This is a genomic window from Fictibacillus gelatini DSM 15865 (assembly GCF_000430745.1).
GTDB classification, from domain to species: domain Bacteria; phylum Bacillota; class Bacilli; order Bacillales; family Fictibacillaceae; genus Fictibacillus_A; species Fictibacillus_A gelatini.
The window spans coordinates 305549-325246 of sequence record NZ_AUMP01000001.1 but is presented as its reverse complement, the minus strand read 5'-3'; the positions used below and the strand labels follow the sequence as shown (position 1 = coordinate 325246).

Annotated in this window: 18 protein-coding genes and 1 pseudogene; 12 read left to right on the top strand and 7 right to left on the bottom strand. The window is 39.7% G+C overall.

Features of this window, described 5'->3' with window-relative positions:
- Positions 1 to 154: 154 nt before the first annotated feature.
- The 4 genes from H538_RS0101710 to H538_RS0101695 all read left to right on the top strand — a co-directional run bounded on the left by H538_RS0101710 (position 155) and on the right by H538_RS0101695 (position 2992).
- Positions 155 to 514 carry a UPF0738 family protein gene (locus H538_RS0101710; RefSeq protein ID WP_026676088.1) on the top strand — a complete coding sequence of 120 codons (360 nt, stop codon included), beginning with the start codon at positions 155 to 157 and terminating at the stop codon, positions 512 to 514.
- Positions 515 to 550: 36 nt separating this feature from the next.
- Complete coding sequence (yjbM, locus tag H538_RS0101705) at positions 551 to 1210, top strand: GTP diphosphokinase (RefSeq protein WP_026676087.1); 660 nt, start codon at positions 551 to 553, stop codon at positions 1208 to 1210.
- Positions 1211 to 1222: 12 nt separating this feature from the next.
- Entirely contained in the window at positions 1223 to 2026 is an 804-nt protein-coding gene (locus H538_RS0101700) for an NAD kinase (RefSeq protein WP_026676086.1), read from the top strand.
- 63 nt (positions 2027 to 2089) lie between these two features.
- The gene (locus tag H538_RS0101695) at positions 2090 to 2992 is read left to right on the top strand and encodes an RluA family pseudouridine synthase (protein WP_035349748.1); all 903 of its coding nucleotides are present in this window, start codon (positions 2090 to 2092) and stop codon (positions 2990 to 2992) included.
- 93 nt (positions 2993 to 3085) lie between these two features.
- Here H538_RS0101695 and prpE read toward each other — a convergent pair whose 3' ends face one another.
- Entirely contained in the window at positions 3086 to 3826 is a 741-nt protein-coding gene (gene prpE, locus H538_RS0101690; protein ID WP_026676084.1) for a bis(5'-nucleosyl)-tetraphosphatase PrpE, read from the bottom strand.
- Between the two features lie 80 nt (positions 3827 to 3906).
- Positions 3907 to 5082, bottom strand: coding sequence for an FtsW/RodA/SpoVE family cell cycle protein (locus H538_RS0101685; RefSeq protein ID WP_026676083.1), 1176 nt, complete (start codon positions 5080 to 5082; stop codon positions 3907 to 3909).
- Between the two features lie 185 nt (positions 5083 to 5267).
- Between H538_RS0101685 and H538_RS0101680 the strand changes: the two genes are divergently transcribed.
- Complete coding sequence (locus H538_RS0101680) at positions 5268 to 7109, top strand: monovalent cation:proton antiporter family protein (RefSeq protein ID WP_026676082.1); 1842 nt, start codon at positions 5268 to 5270, stop codon at positions 7107 to 7109.
- 36 nt (positions 7110 to 7145) lie between these two features.
- Here H538_RS0101680 and H538_RS0101675 read toward each other — a convergent pair whose 3' ends face one another.
- Positions 7146 to 8255 carry a GerAB/ArcD/ProY family transporter gene (locus H538_RS0101675; RefSeq protein WP_026676081.1) on the bottom strand — a complete coding sequence of 370 codons (1110 nt, stop codon included), beginning with the start codon at positions 8253 to 8255 and terminating at the stop codon, positions 7146 to 7148.
- A gap of 129 nt (positions 8256 to 8384) precedes the next feature.
- Here H538_RS0101675 and H538_RS26405 point away from each other — a divergent pair, with 129 nt between their 5' ends.
- The 4 genes from H538_RS26405 (at position 8385) to H538_RS0101655 (ending at position 11948) form a co-directional block, all read left to right on the top strand.
- Positions 8385 to 8531 (top strand): hypothetical protein, encoded by a 147-nt coding sequence (locus tag H538_RS26405; RefSeq protein WP_169729193.1) that lies wholly within the window; start codon positions 8385 to 8387, stop codon positions 8529 to 8531.
- 356 nt (positions 8532 to 8887) lie between these two features.
- Positions 8888 to 9667, top strand: coding sequence for an enoyl-ACP reductase FabI (fabI, locus tag H538_RS0101665; protein WP_026676080.1), 780 nt, complete (start codon positions 8888 to 8890; stop codon positions 9665 to 9667).
- A 670-nt stretch (positions 9668 to 10337) separates the two neighbouring features.
- Entirely contained in the window at positions 10338 to 11588 is a 1251-nt protein-coding gene (locus H538_RS0101660; protein ID WP_026676079.1) for a sensor histidine kinase, read from the top strand.
- Between the two features lie 135 nt (positions 11589 to 11723).
- Entirely contained in the window at positions 11724 to 11948 is a 225-nt protein-coding gene (locus H538_RS0101655) for a hypothetical protein (RefSeq protein ID WP_026676078.1), read from the top strand.
- Positions 11949 to 12079: 131 nt separating this feature from the next.
- Here the strand turns inward: H538_RS0101655 and H538_RS22865 are convergent.
- Positions 12080 to 13375, bottom strand: a pseudogene (locus H538_RS22865) (APC family permease).
- 598 nt (positions 13376 to 13973) lie between these two features.
- On the opposite strand from H538_RS22865, the gene H538_RS0101640 reads away from it, so the two are divergent.
- The 3 genes from H538_RS0101640 to H538_RS0101625 all read left to right on the top strand — a co-directional run bounded on the left by H538_RS0101640 (position 13974) and on the right by H538_RS0101625 (position 16513).
- On the top strand, positions 13974 to 14840 hold the full coding sequence (locus tag H538_RS0101640) for a polysaccharide deacetylase family protein (RefSeq protein WP_245595176.1): 867 nt from the start codon (positions 13974 to 13976) through the stop codon (positions 14838 to 14840).
- Positions 14841 to 15727: 887 nt separating this feature from the next.
- Positions 15728 to 16135 carry a CBO0543 family protein gene (locus tag H538_RS26915; protein ID WP_322786380.1) on the top strand — a complete coding sequence of 136 codons (408 nt, stop codon included), beginning with the start codon at positions 15728 to 15730 and terminating at the stop codon, positions 16133 to 16135.
- Positions 16136 to 16324: 189 nt separating this feature from the next.
- Positions 16325 to 16513 (top strand): hypothetical protein, encoded by a 189-nt coding sequence (locus H538_RS0101625; protein WP_026676074.1) that lies wholly within the window; start codon positions 16325 to 16327, stop codon positions 16511 to 16513.
- A 46-nt stretch (positions 16514 to 16559) separates the two neighbouring features.
- Here the strand turns inward: H538_RS0101625 and H538_RS0101620 are convergent, their stop codons facing one another.
- The 3 genes from H538_RS0101620 to H538_RS0101610 all read right to left on the bottom strand — a co-directional run bounded on the left by H538_RS0101620 (position 16560) and on the right by H538_RS0101610 (position 19687).
- Positions 16560 to 17345, bottom strand: a complete 786-nt coding sequence (locus tag H538_RS0101620) for a hypothetical protein (protein WP_026676073.1) — start codon at positions 17343 to 17345, stop codon at positions 16560 to 16562.
- Positions 17346 to 17570: 225 nt separating this feature from the next.
- Entirely contained in the window at positions 17571 to 18509 is a 939-nt protein-coding gene (locus H538_RS0101615) for a putative nucleotide-diphospho-sugar transferase (protein WP_026676072.1), read from the bottom strand.
- Positions 18506 to 19687, bottom strand: coding sequence for a glycosyltransferase family 2 protein (locus H538_RS0101610; RefSeq protein ID WP_026676071.1), 1182 nt, complete (start codon positions 19685 to 19687; stop codon positions 18506 to 18508). Before H538_RS0101610 ends, H538_RS0101615 begins: the two co-directional genes overlap by 4 nt.
- Positions 19688 to 19698: the final 11 nt, after the last annotated feature.

Here is a 19698-nt window from a genome sequence, read left to right as displayed (position 1 = left end):
TGTCCCCCCATGACTTATATTATGGCATATCCGGATTCAATACACAAAAAACGTACCGATTTATGGTAAACTATAAAGGAAGAAATATGGCTTGAAATTCAACAGGAAGGAAAATACGGACAGAGCTGACCGTATGGAAATACAGGAGGTTAATATGGCTGAAAGATACAACATAAAATCCTCGCAAATTGCGGATCACATTTATTTATTGATTGACGAAACGGACACATCCAATTGGAAAGACGGGGGAAGAATGTTAGTCGACTCCGATCAGTTGTCGTTCATTTACATAATGGAAACCGAAAATGAGCTTATTTATATCGGCATTCCAAAAGAATACTGGGCCGATTTAAAATCGGCACTACAGAAAGGAAATTCCGTCATTCTCCGAACAGGTGAAAGCGAACTTGAGCTTTCAGCCATTCATGAGGAGCTGGCATATTTAATTGAAAATATTAAAGGGAATGCCAATTACGGAAAAGAAATGGTTGAAGCGGTAGAGGAAGTTTTTTAGGAATAGATAAATGACCCAGGGTGGTGAATGAAGCATATGTTAGATTGGGAAACGCTTCTTGCCCCATATAAGCAAGCAGTAGACGAATTAAAAGTTAAATTCAAAGGAATCCGTGAACAGTATCAAAAATCGTCAAGGCATTCTCCGGTGGAATTTGTTACGGCAAGGGTAAAACCGATTAAATCGATCCTTAATAAAGCAAAGCAAAAAAATATTCCGCTTGAGAAAATCGAAGAAGAAATACAAGATATCGCAGGCCTCCGCATAATGTGCCAATTTACGGATGACATTAATAAGGTCATTGAATTGCTCCGTAATCGAAAAGATTTTGAGATTGTGGAAGAACGGGATTACATTACGAACAAAAAGCCAAGCGGGTATCGGTCATATCATTTGGTTCTTAAGTATCCTGTTCAAATGTTAGAAGGAGAAAAGCCGATTTTAGTCGAGGTACAAATCCGGACATTGGCGATGAACTTCTGGGCTACTATCGAACATTCTCTTAATTATAAATATCAGGGGAAAATTCCTGGGGACATTCAATCAAGGCTGCAGCGTGCGGCAGAAGCGGCATTCAGGCTTGATGAAGAGATGGCGCAAATTAAAGGTGAAGTAAAGGAAGCGCTCGTCGTTTTTCAAGACAGAACAGATAAAGGAAATAACGGTTCAAATGAAACGTCAATTTTGAAAAGGTAGGAAGTAGAGCATATGAACTTTGCCATTATTTCAAAAGGGGACCAAAAATCGAATAAACTTCAACAAAAAATTAAAACATATTTGCAGGAATTTGAATTGACATACAATGAAAAAGAGCCGGATATTGTCATTACAGTAGGCGGAGACGGGACACTCTTGCATGCCTTTCATCAATATGTCTCACGTGTTGATCAAACTGCTTTTGTTGGGATACATACGGGACATCTCGGTTTTTTTGCAGATTGGGTGCCGGATGAAGTAGAGAAATTAGTGATTCACATTGCGAAAACCCCTTTTCAAATTGTAGAATATCCGCTCCTTGAAGTCATTGTCCGCTACATTGACGACATGGATGAACGGCGTTATTTGGCGGTAAATGAATGTACGGTTAAAAGCGTCTATGGATCCCTCGTCATGGACGTCGATATTAAAGGGGAAAAATTCGAAACGTTTCGCGGAGACGGTCTATGTATTTCAACGCCATCGGGAAGCACCGCCTACAATAAAGCACTCGGCGGAGCAATCATTCATCCGTCACTCGCTTCCATTCAGCTTGCTGAAATGGCATCGATCAACAACCGCGTGTATCGGACGATTGGTTCGCCGCTCGTTCTCCCACAGCATCATACATGCCTTTTAAAACCGGTCAATGATGTTGACTTCCATATTACGATTGACCATTTATCATTGCTTCAAAAAAGGGTTAAATCAATCCAATGCCGGGTGGCCGACGAAACGATCCGGTTTGCCAGATTTCGTCCTTTCCCTTTTTGGAAACGTGTAAAGGACTCCTTTATCGGAAGCGGAAGAGAATAAGCGGTTAAGGTCAAGACGAACGTCTTGGCCTTTTGCGTACATACAAAAATTTGAGGTGGAATCATGACGTTTAAGATTTCTTGGAAAGTGACTGAAGCGGAATCCGGGATGATGTTGCGGGAGTTTTTGCGAGTCCATAAAAAAATTTCAAAGAGCGCCTTGACGGATATAAAGTTTTCTGGGGGAGTGCTTCAAGTGAATGGAGAGGATGTAACTGTACGCAAGGTTCTGGCTCAAGGAGATTTCGTCGAGGTCATTTTCCCGCCGGAAAAAGTGAGCGAACACATGGAGAGCGAGGAAATGCCGCTTGATATTTTATATGAGGATGACCATCTCTTAATTGTTAACAAACCTCCAGGTATTCCGACCATCCCATCACGTTACCAGAACTTCGGTTCACTTGCGCAAGGCGTTCTTTCTTATTATGAAAAAAACGGGATTCAAAGCACATTTCATGCCGTCAATCGCCTGGATCGAGATACATCCGGGATAGTCATCATTGCGAAACACCGATTCGCGCATGCTCTATTGTCCGAGCAACAAAAAAATAAAACATTGAAGCGAACCTACATTGCTGTTGTGCATGGACTTATTACTGAAAAAACGGGGGTTATTACGGGGAAAATTGGGCGCAATCCAAACAGCATCGTGGAACGAATGGTTCGTGAAGACGGTCAGGAAGCGATTACCCATTACTCGGTGATTGATGAAAGAGACGATAAAAGCACAGTCACCCTTCAATTGGAAACGGGCCGCACGCATCAAATAAGAGTACATATGGCTTATATCGGTCACCCGCTAATAGGGGACGATCTATATGGTGGAACGAAAGAAGAGATCGATAGGCAAGCCCTCCACAGCTATCAAGCGAGTTTCTTCCATCCTTTCCTTGAAAAAGAGATAGAAGTTACTGCCCCGCTCCCGTCAGATATGAGGAAATTAATGAGTGACGATGTTGCAATATAAATGTAACGTTCACAGTGGAAATAGTTTTAAGCAAGACGTAACGCCTTAAGGCGCTTACGTCTTTTTTATGCCACTAATAGTTGAAGTCAATCGTCATTCTTCAAAATCACGAAATTTCTCTGGCACATAAGGCATTGTGGAAGGGACGGAGACGATTGCCATTTCCGGATAACGGAGGGCAGTCAGCTTTCCGCCAAATACACACCCCGTATCTATATTCCACGTTTGATTTATTTTTCGCGCTTCTTTTACAGGAGTATGCCCGTAGACGACCAGGCGATTACCTTTATATTCTTTCGCCCAATCTCTGCGAACGGGCGACCCGTCAGGATGTCTTTCGCCGGTAATATCACCATACAATACGAATGTTTTCACTTTTTTATCATAGCGGCCGATATAGCGTTCAGGAATGCCAGCATGGGCAGTAATTAATTTGCCTTCATCGAGGACGAGATATAAAGGAGCTTCCTCATATAATGTACAAAAATGAGATCGGACTTTCATCCGCTCTTTTTCAGATAAACTTTCAAACTCGGCCACAGTCGTTTCAAGTCCATGAGTCACCTGAACGTTCCGGCCAAGGAAATAACGGTACAATTTGTTGCAATGGTTGCCCGGGGAGTAAAGGGCTTTCTTTTTTCTGACGAGTTCATATGCGGTTTCTGCCACTCGGATCGACTCGGGTCCGCGATCGGTCAAATCACCGAGAAAAACGATGATCCGATTTTCAGGGTGCATTGGCAAACCGTTATCCCACTTGTACCCGAGTTTCTCCGTCAACGTTTTAAATTCTGCAAAACAACCATGAATATCCCCGATAATATCATAGTTCATATCCATCACTCTCCAATATCTTTAGGATACATTAATTTCAATTGATACATACAACAAAAACACCCGCCGAATGCGGGTGTTTATTGATTGCTTCCAAACATATATTTTCTTGTTCTCGACCGAACGTTTAAAACGAGGCCGAGCGCGATCATACAGGCGAGAATTGCACTTCCCCCATAACTAATAAACGGCAATGGAATCCCGGTAATCGGCATGACTTGAATGTTCATCCCGATATTTTGAAATGCCTGAAAGGTAAACCAGCCAATAACTCCAGCACAGAGGTAACTTCCAAATGCCTCATTGCTTTCGAGCCCAACATTGATCATACGGTAAATCAATAAGAAAAATAATGAGATGACAATGCTTGTGCCAAGGAATCCCCACTCCTCACCAATAATCGAGAATATAAAGTCAGTCTGCGCTTCAGGAATATACACGGAACCATGTAAAAATCCTTTCCCGAATAATTCACCTGAACCGACGGCGAGAACAGCTTTTAACGTATTGTAGCCGGCATCAGGATGAGCCTCAGGATCGAGCCAGGCGTAAAACCGGTCTAGTTGATATAATTTCCCCCTGAGTATATAGTCAATGAAAAATTGCGGGAAGGTGAAATAAATCCAGACTAAAGTCGCAATGAATAAAATGCCAATTAATGTAATGATAAATATAAGTCTCCAGCGAACTCCTGAAACGAGCATAAGACTTCCTGCAATCGCAATAAATACAAGCCCTGTTCCAAGGTCAGGCTGCATCATAATCAGCAAAAACGGCACGCCTGTAACAAGGGCGATCTTGCCAATAAGGATCAAATCTTCACGGATCGTGCGAATAATATATTTTTCGTTATGTGAGGCAATGACATTGCTTAGTGATATAATAAGTGCCACTTTCATCACTTCCGACGGCTGGAACGCGAAACCGCCAATCCGGTACCATGCTCTTGCCCCATTAATGTCAGGAACAAGCGAAAGGGGGGCAATAATAATGCCGATTAACAGGATAATGCCCAGTCCGTACAAATACCAGGATAATCTTCGGTATTGGTCATAATCGAGAAACATGACCCCAACAATGGCAATGCCTCCAACAACATAATAAATAATTTGTTTTACAACGAAATTTTGGTCATATTGTGCCATCTGCTGCGCACTATAAATGGCGATGCAGCTGACGCAAAACATTAAAAATAAAATAAAAACTAAATTGTAATCGATTTGCTGCCACGGTGAGAATTTTTTTTCATTATCCATTAACACTTCAAACTCCCTATTTTAAGGATATAACATGTTCTATCTTACAAGAAATTGTTTTGTTTGAAAACAAATAAGGGAAGGTTTATTTTGACAGCCTTATTTTGTTTTTGTATAGTGGTTGGAAGCTACAAATAATAATAAAGGAAAGAAGGGAAGAAGTAGAAAAAGGAGGAATTTTTCATATGGGTGGACACGCACAATTTTCATCACTGGTCATCGTCATTTTAACCGCGTTTTTCATTCCTATACTCTTAAATAAGCTGGGCTTGAAATTTTTGCCTGTTGTCGTTGCGGAGATTATCGCAGGCATCATCATAGGCAAAAGCGGCTTCGATATCGTCCATGCAGGGACATGGCTTAATATTTTATCATCACTCGGGTTTATCTTTTTAATGTTTTTAAGCGGAGTGGAGATTGATTTTACCGTTTTTGCGGGAAATTCGAATAAACGGCTGCTGCCAAACGGAAAGAAAGAGCCCAATCGTATCGCCATTTCATCGGTTATTTTCGGACTTATATTTATTCTATCTTTATTGCTCGCGCTTCTTTTTGTTTGGATGGGCTTTACGAAAAATGCCTTTTTTATGACGCTGATTATCTCGACCATTTCTCTTGGCGTCGTCGTTCCAACAATTAAAGAAGAAAACCTTTCAAAAACGAGCATCGGGCAAATCATTTTATTAATTGCCGTTATCGCTGATTTAGTGACGATGATTTTATTGACGGTCTTTGTCTCTACCCAGTCAGGAAACAGCGGCCAAATGTGGTTGTTGCTCATATTGTTTGGCGCCGGGATCGTTTTATATTTTGTCGGGAAGTATTTGCGCCATCAAACGTTTCTTGAAACAATGGCTAAAGGGACGGTTCAAATCGATACACGCGCTGTGTTTACGCTCATCATCGTCTTAGTCGGTTTATCAGAGAAAGTAGGGGCTGAAAATATTCTCGGCGCATTTTTAGCCGGGGTGCTCGTTTCATTGCTTTCACCGAACGCTCATATGGTGCATAAGCTTGACTCATTCGGTTACGGTTTTCTTATTCCGATCTTTTTCGTTATGGTCGGTGTCGATCTGGACCTTCTTTCGATATTTAAAGATCCAAAAGTATTGATGCTCATTCCGCTGCTTTTGATTGCACTTTTAATTTCAAAGTTCGGGCCGATCCTCCTTTTGAAAAAATGGTTTGATTGGAAGACGGTCATTGCTTCAGGCTTTTTGCTGACATCGACATTGTCGCTTGTCATTGCCGCAGCGAAAATCGGCCAGCGCATCCATGTCATCGATTCACGACTTGCATCGGCGTTCATTCTGACAGCGGTGATCAGCTGCATTATAACGCCTATTTTTTTCAAAAAATTGTTGCCGCGAAAAAACGTCGAGCAACGAAGGGAAAGGCTTGTTATCATTGGAGCCAATCAAATTACGCTTCCGATTTCACTTGAGCTCGATGAACGGAACTTTGAAAAAAGACTGTATCATACGAAGCAGGAAGAAAAAGATCCGAAACAGCTTGAGTCCTACAACATTTTAGAACTGGAAGATTATGAAGAAGAAACGTTAAAGAAACACCATATTTTTGACTCGGATATTTTCGTGGCGGCAACAGGAGATGATGAGGTGAATGAACGGCTCGCTCATCTGGCGAAAGAACACGGAGTGGAGCGGGTCATCGCCCGAATTGAAACAATGGAAAAACGAGAGCTGTTAAAAGAAAAAAACATTGAAGTCTATTCCCGTTATTTCAGCGGGCAAATATTGCTGAAATCATTAATTACAAATCCGTCTGTTGCCAATTTAATAACGGAGCAAGAAAATGCATTATATGAAGTAAAAGTGAAAAATGCTGAATACGACAAGACTTCATTACGTAATTTTCCTTATCTCGGAGATGCGATCATCGTCCGCATTTATCGTGAGAATGAGTCGATTATTCCACATGGAGATACGGAAATGCTCGTCGGGGATAAGCTTATTGTCACCGGAAGTAAAGAGCATATTGGCAAAATGAAAGAAGTATTGGCGTAAATCGCATCAAACCGAAAGCCGGGAAATAAGTTCACACTATCCCGGCTTACGGTTTTTTTGTTTCCATTTTTTTATGGCTCCGGCCAACAGGACAAGAATTGGCAAGAATACGCCAACCGCAATGGAATAGCCAATCGAACTGGATGTATCCCACGTATTTTGCCAAACGATGTTTGTAAAAATGATGGGTGCGAGTACGATACCGATCAATCCAGACGGCAAAACGAGTGGGCGGTAATCTTGCAAATTAAGCAGTTGGGCAAGCCCGACAAGCGCGGCATAGAAATAAATTGCCATTTTAAAATAGATGGAAATCGTCCAGAGAACAGCGATGATCACTTCAATTCGTGTAATTACCTGCCCGACATTGATTTGTTTTGCTAACGTATAGGGCGGATACATCTTTCGAGCCGTTTGGTCTGCCCCCAGGACAAGAATGCACAAAGCAGTAATAATGAATAAAATAACTCCTCCGATGACATGCCCGATCAAAAATGAATGACGGGCTTTTTTACTATCGTTCACATGAGGAAGGATCATTAAAAAGACAACCGAATTAATAGCCGCAGTAATGACCGGAAAGACGGCGGTACGAAGGAGCGTTTTCGGTTTCGCTTCAAAAACAGGCTGGATATTTTCTAACTTTATTTCGGGCAGTGTAAAAACGATTAAAATAATTAACAGGAAGACAAAAAATATAATTAAAATTTCGGCAGAACGAGCAAGTGTTTCAATTCCAAGACGAGTGCCCATGACTAAAATCAATAACATGAGAACATTTATAGCAACCATCGGGGTGTTCGAAAAAATTTGCGCTGTCAGAAATGCCCCTGAGTAAAGCATTAAAATCGTTGCATAAAGAAATGGCAACGACAGAAAGAAGAGCGAAAGCAACGTCCCGATCCATTTGCCAAACAATGCGTGACAGATTTCGACAAGCGTCATTTTTGGAAACCATTTATGGATTACATTATAAAGCCAGATAAAAAGTAAACTGATAGCGATGACGAGAAGCTGGGCAATCCATGCATCTTGTTTGGCTCCTGCTGCCATACCAGAAGGAAGAATTAATATGGAAGAGCCGATTGAAAATAAAATAACGAGTAAACGAAATTGCCGGACAGATAGTTTTTCATCTTTTAACATGAATGATCCTCTTTTGCAAAACATACAAAATTTGATTTTGAAAACAGTATTGCCTGAAGCTAGTTTTTATAGACGGGCTGTTTTGCCCATACTAAAGAATGTACATTTTTCAGGAAGGGGACAAAAAGCATGTTGCCAACAGTAATCTGCCCAAAATGCCATTATGAAACGGAATTGGACCACCATGTATTAACGGCACAGTCCAACCAGAACGTAATCTTCACCTGTCCAAAATGCGGATATGAAGTAAGAAATATTGAAACGAGCAAAGGATAATGTAACATCGCGGCAGGAAAGGTATTTTCTTTCCTATGAAATCTGTTATACTAGGATTGGGACTAGGTACTAATAACACATAATAGACGAAGTTCAAAAAGTCCGGGAAAAATAGCAGTCGAATCTCTTCGTTGGCTTGCTTTTGCGCTACTCACGTATTAGTTTCATACGATGTTGCACCTGCGTCTACAAGCTAAGCTTTGTAGGAGGCTTCCTCGGTGCAAGGCAACATCGAAGGTAAGTCGTGAGGTAGCCTTGTTCAAAGCTACGCCGTCTTGATCTTCTCGGCTCTATTTGTCCTCCTTTTTGAACATTCACTAGAAAAAATCTAAACCTACCAGTAGGGAGGAAAATCGATGTTAAATCTATCTTTAGAAGATCGTACATATGTAGTCATGGGTGTTGCGAATAAGCGCAGCATTGCCTGGGGAATCGCCCGATCGCTTGCAAGCGCGGGTGCACGGCTTGTATTTACTTATGCGGGAGAACGTCTTGAGAAAAACGTGAAAGACCTCGCAGAAACACTTGAACGTAAAGACCATCTCGTGTTGCCATGTGACATTACAAATGATGAAGAAATTAAAACAGCATTTGAAAAAATCCATGCAGAAGTCGGCCCGATCCACGGCATTGCGCATTGTATCGCCTTTGCTAATACGGATGAGCTAAAAGGGGAATATTTAAATACAACGCGTGATGGATTCCTGCTTGCCCATAACATTTCATCCTACTCGCTTACGGCTGTCGTAAAAGAAGCACGTCAATATATGACAGAAGGCGGAAGCATTGTGACAATGACGTATCTCGGGGGAGAGCGCGTCGTACAAAATTACAACGTCATGGGTGTAGCGAAAGCAGCGCTTGACGCCAGTGTCAAATATTTAGCGAACGATGTTGGCAAAGACGGCATTCGCGTCAATGCGATTTCAGCAGGCCCGATCCGCACGCTGGCTGCGAAAGGAATTGGCGATTTCAATAGCATTTTAAAAGAAATCGAAGAAAAATCGCCGCTTCGACGCACAACAACTCCGGAAGAAGTGGGAGATACGGCATTGTTCTTAATGAGCGACCTTTCCCGTGGCATTACTGGCGAAATTATCCACGTTGACAGCGGTTATAACATTTTAGGAAATTAATAATGAAGGGGAAAAAGCCTTCTTGTCCAGAAATAGGACAGGAAGGCTTTTTCGTTTACGTTTAATTAGCAGCAGAAACGACGGCGTTTGCAACCGCAGCGGCAATGCTTTTTCTTTTTGTGGCAGTGGCAGCTTGAGCTTGAGCTGGATTCGTCCTTATGTTGATGCATAGTTGACGACTCGTGTTGATGAGCATGGCCATCACTTTTTTTGTGATAAGGGCTGTAAACGCACGATTTTTTTACCGTGTGCCCGCTTTGCTTAGAGACATGGCCGCCATGTTTTTTCCCACAGCTATGGCCGGAAGTTTTTTTAGAACAGCCGCAAGTCTGATGTTCGTGCACGTTCTTTTTAAAACTTAATGAGTAACTGACGTGCACTTTTTTCTTTTTGCAACATTTTTTGCATTTAGACATTCTATCACCTCTTTTGCCTTCGGAATACTATATTTTATTAAGAGGCTTAAAGGATTGATTGGGTAAATGAGATAGCCAGGCCACAAAAAATTTCCTGAAAAACCTGTCAATCATTTGGAGCAAAAAAAGAATTTTTTTCGAACAATGTCGACAAATAGGACTTTTGGACTCGTTTTTTTACTATTTAAATAAAGGGATAATGAAGATTATGGAGAATCAATTAAAAAAAGTGAAAAAAGGGGGTGAGTAGGCTAATGATTAAAGACGTTTTACTCAATGTATTGATCATTCTCATTCCGCTTGTTTCGTTTCAACTGGCCGTCCCGCATACGTATAATGAGAAGAAGTGGTTTAATCCAACCGTTTTATTTGCAATTATAAATGGTTTTTCTCTTTTTTTATGCATCACATTTCCGGTCGAGATGAAAGAAGGGTACTTTTTTGATTTTCGGGCCATTCCGCTTGCGATGAGTTTTTTGTATGGCAGTTATCTGGTTGGGTTTACGACATTTGGCTTATATTTTATCTACCGGATCTTCATTATCGGCACTACCGGTATTTTCTTCGGAATTGTTGTGAGCCTGGCCATTATCTTATTCTGCTTACTTACATATAAAGCCTTTCATCATGGGAAATTGCGAAAAAAGATATTTCTTGTGATTAAAATGTCTTTAATCATTTTTTTATTAAAATTAGCTCGTTGTGCATTCAATTGGCATAATTGGCAAATGAACGCACATGACTTATCGTTGATGGTTCTTTATCTCGCTGTGATGATTGCCGCTTTTGCACTCATTATTATCTTAGTCGAAAATTACCGAAATCAACAAAATAAGCAAATGGAACAAGCGGATAAGATTAATTCCGTTGGACAGCTTGCCGCTTCCATTACTCATGAAGTAAGAAATCCGATGACAGTGGCGCGCGGATTTATGCAAATTTTTCAATCGGAGGAATACATACCGGATGATAAAAAAATTTTCTTAAACATGATGATTCAAGAGATTGATCGTGCCCAGGCGATCATTACCGATTATTTGTCGATTGTAAAACAAGACGGGCTGAAAATTGAACAGCTCAATATAAAAGAATTAATCGATAGTCTGGGGAGTGTAATGAACCCGTTTGCGCTTCTCAAAGGGGTTGAACTCCATTACAATACGGATCAAGACTTATACATTATCGGCGACCAGGGGAAATTGAAGCAAGTTTTAATGAACATCATTAAAAATGCGATCGAGGCAACTCCACAGGGAGGGCAGGTCACATTATCGACAATTGAATATAAAAACGAAGTAAGCATACATATAAAAGATACCGGAATTGGCATGACGAAAGAGCAATTAAAAAAATTAGGCGATCCTTATTTTTCAACAAAGCCTTCGGGCACCGGGCTTGGCCTTACAGCAAGTTATCGAATTGTAGAGGAAATGAACGGCAAAATCAACGTTGAAAGCGAACCGGATAAAGGAACGACTTTTAAGTTAACTTTCCCGAAAGCATAAGCAATTCTATTAAGCTTGAAAGTCTATTTTTTTTAAACTACTATACTTGTCTAAGCACGATTTCCACCCCTCGCGTATGATAGATTGAGAAAGAAAACTCTTTCTCAAATCTACAAATGGGGGGATTATTTATGTGTGGATGCAACCGTTGTCATCAACATCGCCGCCGGGTTACAAGTGGATGCAGAAAGCGGACTTCCGGACTTGAAAGGGTCACAAGTAAATGCAAAAAAAGGACTTCCGGATTTAAAAAAGTTACAAGTAAATGTAAAAAGCGGACTTCTGGATTTGAAAGAGTTACAAGTAAATGCAAAAAGCGGACGACTGGAAGAAACCGGCTTTCGGCCATTGTTCGAGTAGCCAGGAGAAGAAGAACAACTTCCTCGATTATTTGCAGATGCAAACGCGTAAGAAGTAGTCATAGAAGGTTCTGGGATTAAGAAATAACCGAAGTGGAGCATTCCGCTTCGGTTATTCTATAGTTGACTTTTTTACATGTGCATTTCTTCAGCCGCATATTGTGGTGGAGCTGAACGGAATGCTTTTGTAAGGTATAACAAATAGACAAAACCTGCAGCTGCCCAGACGAGCCCCATAATCATGGAACTCTTCTCAAGGTTAACCCATAACATGACAATGGCTGCTGCTCCAATGAGCGGCATGATGATATAGCTAAAGAAGCCTTTAACCGTTTTATGTTTTTTCTCACGAACAGCAAAATGATTAATCACCGATAAGTTTACAAATGTAAAGGCAATTAAGGCACCAAAGTTAATAATGGCTGTTGCTGTTACAAGGTCGAAGAAAATCGCCGTTAGTGAAATTAATCCGACTAAAAGAACGTTAAATGCAGGAGTATGCCAACGCGGGTGGACATACCCAAACCACTTTTTCGGGAATACATTATCACGTCCCATGACATACAACAGGCGGGAAACGCTTGCATGTGACGCAAGGCCTGACGCGAGCGTATTAATAAATGTAATTCCTAAAAAGATCGATTGAAATAATTTTCCACCTACATAAAGCGCAATTTCTGGCGAGGCGGCATCCGGGTTTTTAAATCTCGAAATATCAGGAAAATACAATTGGATAAAGAATGATGCGGTTATGAAAATAATTCCTCCCCAGAGAGCGGTAAGGAAAATGGCGCGAGGAATGTTTTTCTTCGCATTCTTTGTCTCTTCGGAAAGTGTGGTAACCGCATCAAATCCTAAATAGGACATGCATAAAACGGTTGCGCCGGCTACTAATGTAGAGATGTGCATTTCCTCCGTGAAAAATGGCTTAATCGTAAATACCTTTCCCATACCTTCGCCATGATGAAGCCCTTTAGCAACCAGAACGACAAAAACGATCATGATGGCGATCTGAACCAACACAAAAAAAGTATTGAAGTTTGCCAGGATGTTAACGCTCTTTAGATTAAGAAAAGTTACAATGGCAACAAAGACGACAACCCAAATCCATGATGGAACTTCAGGAAATAAAGCATTAAGGTAAATTCTGGTCAATAAAGCATTAATCATAGGCAAAAAAAGATAATCCAATAGCGATGACCATCCGACAAGAAAGCCTAGATGCGGGCTAATTGCTTTTTGCGTATACGTATAGGCTGATCCTGCGGTAGGGTAGACCTACACTAATTTCCCATAGCTTGCCGCTGTAAATAACATCGCGCATAAAGCGATTAAGTATGCGGTAGGAACATGTCCGCCAGTCATGCCGGAAACGATGCCAAATGTATCAAATACAACCATTGGGGTCATATAGGCCAGTCCCATCATGACCACTTGCCATAATTTCAGAGAACGCTTTAATTGTACACCATTTTTCACGTATCATTCCTCCTACTAAAATTGAGTTCCCTTTTTTAAAACACGCTGAAAAGTAAATAGGCATGGGTAGAAATTACAATTTGCCACCTCCGTTTTTTAAATGTTTATATTTCGCAGAATATTCATGCAATAATTGTGCCATTGCGGCAAATAAAAGTGAATTTACTTTTGCTTTGAAAATTTTAAAAATAATTTTTTGTCGTTTAATATTCAAAATTGCATATTCTATTCCATTTTTCATAAATATTGCGACAGGCGAATGGATTGTAAAACGAATGAGGGAGTATGATTAGTACGAAACAAGTTGAACAACTATTCAATTGCGATGGAATGATTAGCGATCTTAACAAGGAAATGTTGCCTTTGATGCCGGAAAAAACATATAATTTGATTGCACCTTTCAACATTGGATGCACAATACCGTTCTTTAAACCGCTTATTGGACGGCATTTTACGAGTCGGGCAGAAATTAACGATTCCAAAATTAATCCTTTTCGATGCCGCTGTGAATTTTTATCCAGCATTTTATTTGATAAGAGGTGTCATTTTGACGAAAAAATTCATGTTCATTTTTATTGTTTTCTCCCTTTTGGGGCTTTCTGCATGCAATAACGATAATAAAGATCAAAAAAAGCCATCTGTCAGTTCTCATCAAACGAATCGTAACGTTGACAAAACAAGAAAAAGTCACTATGAAACGATGGCTCAAATTCGAGCGGAAATGATTAATAAATATCAAAAGCAAATCCCAAAACAGTGGGGCGAAAACGTAACAGGTGTGAAAACAAGACTAGCTACACAAGAAAAAGTGATTGCGCTTACGTTTGATGCATGCGGTGGCAAACGTGGCAGCGGGTACGATAAAAAACTGATTGATTTTCTTGAAAAACAAAAAGTGTCGGCTACTTTGTTTATCAATAGCAGGTGGATCGATAGCAATAAGGAAACTTTTTTGTCTCTTGCAAAAAATCCGTTGTTTGAAATTGAAAATCATGGCCTGCTCCATAGACCCCTTTCGGTAACCGGAAAATCAGTGTGGGGAATAAAAGGAACGGCCAATGCAAATGAAGTCGTCTCGGAAGTGTTGGAAAGTGCTGAGAAAATCAAAAAACTAACTGGCCGAAAACCAAAATTTTTTCGTTCCGGCACAGCTTATTATGATGATGTTGCCGTGAAAATCGTAAATGATCTCGGGGAACAGCCCGTTAACTTCAATGTTCTCGGGGATGCAGGTGCTACATATTCTGCAGCTCAAGTCAAAAGTGCCTTATTAAGTGCTAAGCCAGGATCAATCGTAATCTGTCACATGAATCAACCAATAGGAGAAACGGCTGAAGGAGTGATCCAGGCAATTTCTCTATTAAAACGAAATGGCTATCGGTTTGTTAAATTAGAGGATTATAATTTAAAATAGAGGCCTATCAGATAGCCTCTATTTCAATTTGCAAGATCTAAAACAATTAAGATGTAACTATCAATTTTTTTCTACTTGTTTCCCCTGGTCATGAGCCGCCTGGATATAACGTAGCTTAACCGAGGATGTCAACATCTTACTAATCCAAAGCGTTTGGACTCAAATGAATATAACTCCGATTGAGGCTGATACTAATTTGCAAAAATGTTTAGTTTATCTTTAGTCATTATCCTTTTGTATATTTTTAACCTTTTTAAGGGATAAATGGTAACGGTAATAAAGTGGAATAGACATAGATCAACCAATTTGCTCCGTTCCTGATCGTAAATATCGGCAATGAGTATATGTGATCATACAAAAATGAATAACGGAATGTCGATTTTAAAAAGTTAATGCCCCTTCTAGAAAAAAGATTGCATTTCAGTAATAGGACATTCTTATTTTAAGAACACCTCGTTAGATCCGTGAAATGAGGAAAAAACGATCACGAATTTTTACTTTATTTAAAATAATTTCGTTCTCGGACAATAAATGCTCTTATTTGGACAATAAGCCATCCAGTTTAGACAATAAAATCTTACTTTTGGACCATAAATGAAGAAAATACTAAATTTATTGTCCTACTGAGGCTATTTATTGTCCGATGGAATCGATTTATTGTCGGAAATCCACTGTTTATTGTCCAAATGCCTTGAAAATAGCACCACAGGTGAAAATTTGTTCTTGAAAATAAGAACTTTCTTAGCTGAAGGGGCACTAAGGTTTGCTTCCCTTAAAACGAACCTGATAAAAGGGGATTTTGAAAAAAGAAGAAAATTTGGATTGGAGCGCTAATCGTGCTTTTTCTCGTCCTGACAGTCATTTTGTTTAATCTGTTCGCACTGTTTATGCCAAAACGAATGTCAATGATTGAAATCATAACGACATGCTTGTTTGCATTGCATTTACAGACCATCTTTGATGTGTACCTCGACCTCAAATATGGTTGGTATGGATATTTCCAAAAGGGGGCGGATTGGGGGACGCTCATTTTTGTATATGGAATTTATCCAGCCATTAATTTAATTTACTTGAATTACTTTCCCGGTGGAAAGAGCTGGATGCGGAAAACTCTCTATATAGCAGCATGGTCCATTTTTGCACTGATATATGAAGTTCTGTTTTTATGGAGTGGAACATTTTATTATAACGGGTGGAAGCTATGGTATTCTGCCATATGCTATCCCTTCCTGTTGATCGCTTTATATCTCTTCCACCAATATGTTCTTCATTTGTTAAAACGATATCGGCGATGATTTAACAGTTCAGGTCTCTATTATCTATCAAGGTCTAATGAGCGGAGTAGCTATTCGCTTACTTTTATGAACCTATCTTCTAGTCCAGGCAAATGGAATCAAACGTATTTGAAAAAACGGCAACGGTTTAGGATAAAAATACATTTTGCTCACATACTACATAAATAACCGCACCAGGAGGGGAAGGAAATGAAGCGAAGGCCCAATCGGAAAACGGACTATAATTCGCCGCCATTTGAACCAGTAAGCGAATTGAAGCGGTCCGGACAATTTGTAAATACTGATAATATGGCGGCAGAGTTTGCCGAAGAATTATCAGATGGCGGCGAACGAAACGAGATCGCCGAAGAACAGGCAGAAAGACTGAACTCCGATTGAACAAGAACAAGCCCTCCTTTATTTGGAGAGCTTGTTTTTTGATCATTTATTGATGCACTTTTTTCGCGCCTTTTTTCTTCGCAATTTTTAGCCACTCGCGATACCCCATTCTTGTAACTTCAAATTGGTCATTGATATGTCCGGATTGTTTTAAAAATTGAATCTGGTGATCGGAAAGTTCATTTTTGACCAATTTCAACTTTTCATTGATTTCTTCAAACGAAGCGTCCAGTATGAAGTCGGGATCGAGGGTGTCGATAATATCTTCCAGCTCCATGTCCCTTCCTAAAAAGAAATTTGTCTTATCAATGACTGCTTGCTGAATTTTATTTCTAAACCCCGAGAGTTCTTGCTTCAAGCTAAATACTTCTTTTTCTTTCTCAGTAATGCGACGAAGATAATGTTTCTTTTCTTCCTCTTGCAAATTCGCTTTTGTAAAAAGCTCGTTGAATATTTGGGTTTTGTCCCATTCAAGCTTTGTCAGTTCCATTTCTTTTTGTTTCGCTTCTTCATCCGTTTCGGCTACTTTTAGTTCGGAACTATTCGTTTCCTCGCTTTTCGCGACGTGAACGATTTTCTCCTCAGCCGCTTGATCGTCTTTCTTTTCCGATAAAGAAATGAGATTCATTACGTTTTCTATTTTTTTATAAAGAAGAATGGAAATCGTAATTAAGACGGCAAAAGAAACGAGCGTAAGAAAACGGAATATAAAGGTATTCGCCGCAATGAAGTATAAGAGCACAATTCCTGCTATTCCAAAAACCAATAGCGGTTGCCATCGTAATGGTTTTCGATTTTTATTTGTTGATGATGTTTTATTTGTTTTAAACAAAATATCATTCTCCTTTCACAATATGTAGTATTATAGCACAAAAATTTATTTACGTTATTAAGACAAGGTAAAAAGCCTATTCGTCCATCGAACAGGCTTTTTTCAACTTATTTTACCTAATGGATTGATCTATTTTCTAAGTGTTCTTAAACGATTGCAGTATTGTCTAATTTAAAAAAGGATAAGCCAGGCTTCATTTATTTAGAAGTTGGGTGGCAGTGGGGATCATTTACTTACATCATAAAGATGTTTAGTGGGGATCTTTTCCTTATCTACAAATTCAGGAGTAAACCAGGGATGTTGTTCTTGAACTTCTTTTATGATTTGCGCTAATTCCTCAACATATGGCAAATAAATGAATTGAACGGTGTTGACGTCGTCAATATGATAGAAGTAACAGAGGTTGAATTCCTGTTGGCCAAGAATATAAAGTCCTGAAAAATGGTAAAAGATGAGTGGTTCATGATCAAGATAAACCTTTCCATTCTGTTTTGAAACTTTATATTTTTCAATATTCCATAAAGCAGCGTTCGCCCCGATGGATTTCACGACGTGGACATTGTCAAAGCGTTCTGGCCAATCCTCGATATACCGCTGATCGCCGTAAGTTTTCGCAACCGGATCGATGTCAATGGAACAATGCTTCAGGCATTTAGTTTTCCATTCTTCGATGCCTTTCCAGCCAATCGGATCATGTTTAAACCCGACAAATCCGGAATTGAACTTTCCTGTCAGATCATAATAGTGCATAAACCGTTCCGAATTATGATGATCTGTCAAATAAAGGGATGCCTGAGGGGCTTCTTCAAATATTTGTTCTGGATTGGAGAAGAAGTAGAGATCCGAATCGAGATGGGCGTAATACCGGGCGTCATGATGGTTCTTCATAATATATAGTAGAAAAGAAGATTTAAGTGTCCAAATATACTCATAAATGGTCCGGTTTGATTTTGCTTTTATTAATTCTTTATCTTCCACATCTTTTAATTCGAAAAGTTGGGCATTTTCCCAATTCCTTGTTTTAAGAATATCGTAAACTTCATGGTCCACACATAAAATGAACAGACAAAAATCTTCGCAATGAATGTTCAACGATTGATACATGGCGATAATTTTAAAAAGATGTGTTTTAGAAACGATAGTGGTAAAATGATATTTTTTCATGTGATCACATCCTCAGTAAGGATATCCATTTGATAAATTCTCTTTACTAATCGTTGGAAGGCTTCAATAAAATCCCGCATTCCGAATTTTTGGCGCAGTGCTGACAGCTTTTGTTGAATTTCAGGCCAATTCAAAACTTCATTTGAAAGCTCTATTTTATTGCCGAAATTCCTCTTTCTTTCTAAATGGAGGAGTTGCAAAAAAACGGAAAGAAGATCATCGTATTCATTTGAATGGCGCAGTTTAAGGATATCGCCCATAATGGCATTTGTTTCGTCCTGGCTAAATCGACCTGAAAATATCAGCTGAATGTCAAGAGAACGGATGTCGTTGTACTTTTGGCATAAGTAATTGATGTTTTCAATCGAATCATTTAGGGATGTCAGATTGGTCGGATGCTCTTGATGAACACTCACGATGTCCGTCCTGAGCTTGAATTGGTGTTCAGACTTATGGAGCCTAATCGCTAGATCGTAGTCTTCATATCCATACTTTACGATCCGGTCGTCAAATGTCCCGATGTCAAGAACATTCTTTCTTAATACGGAACTATTGTTGGTGTAAAAAAATCTCCATGGGGAATGATAGCCCGACAGGCTTTCCCCATGCCGGTTAATGATCTCTTTTAGTGAATGAATCAAATGCAAATCTAAATCAAAGGCATAGTCCATAAAGCTGCCATTTATAATTTGCCCTTTGGTAATGAGCGTTGTTTTTTCCGTATTGGACAATTGTTTATTCGGATATTTATGAGCATGCGTTTTGAACTTTTCAATATGAAAAGGTTCGAAATTTGGATAATAAAAACTGTAAATTCTTTTCCAGAACAGGCCGCAAATGACGGAGTGATCATCTTGATGGGCTTCAATATGCTTTCGAACATAGTCTTTTGCCGCAATCATATCGCTGTCATGAAAAATCAATATATCTCCCGTAGCGTTTACTATCCCCTGGTTCCTTCCATAGGCTATTCCTCTGTTTTGCTCGATTCTTACTGGAATAAGGGAATAGTTTGCTTTAAAAGTTTTCAGCAATTCCAACGTGTTGTCCGTCGATCCGTTATCAATGACAATGACTTCGAAATCGTCAAAAGGATAATCTTGCTGATTGAGTGATAGCAAGTTATAATGCAATCTTTCTTTAGCATTGTACGATGGAACGATAATGCTGGCTTTCATCGTGATCACCT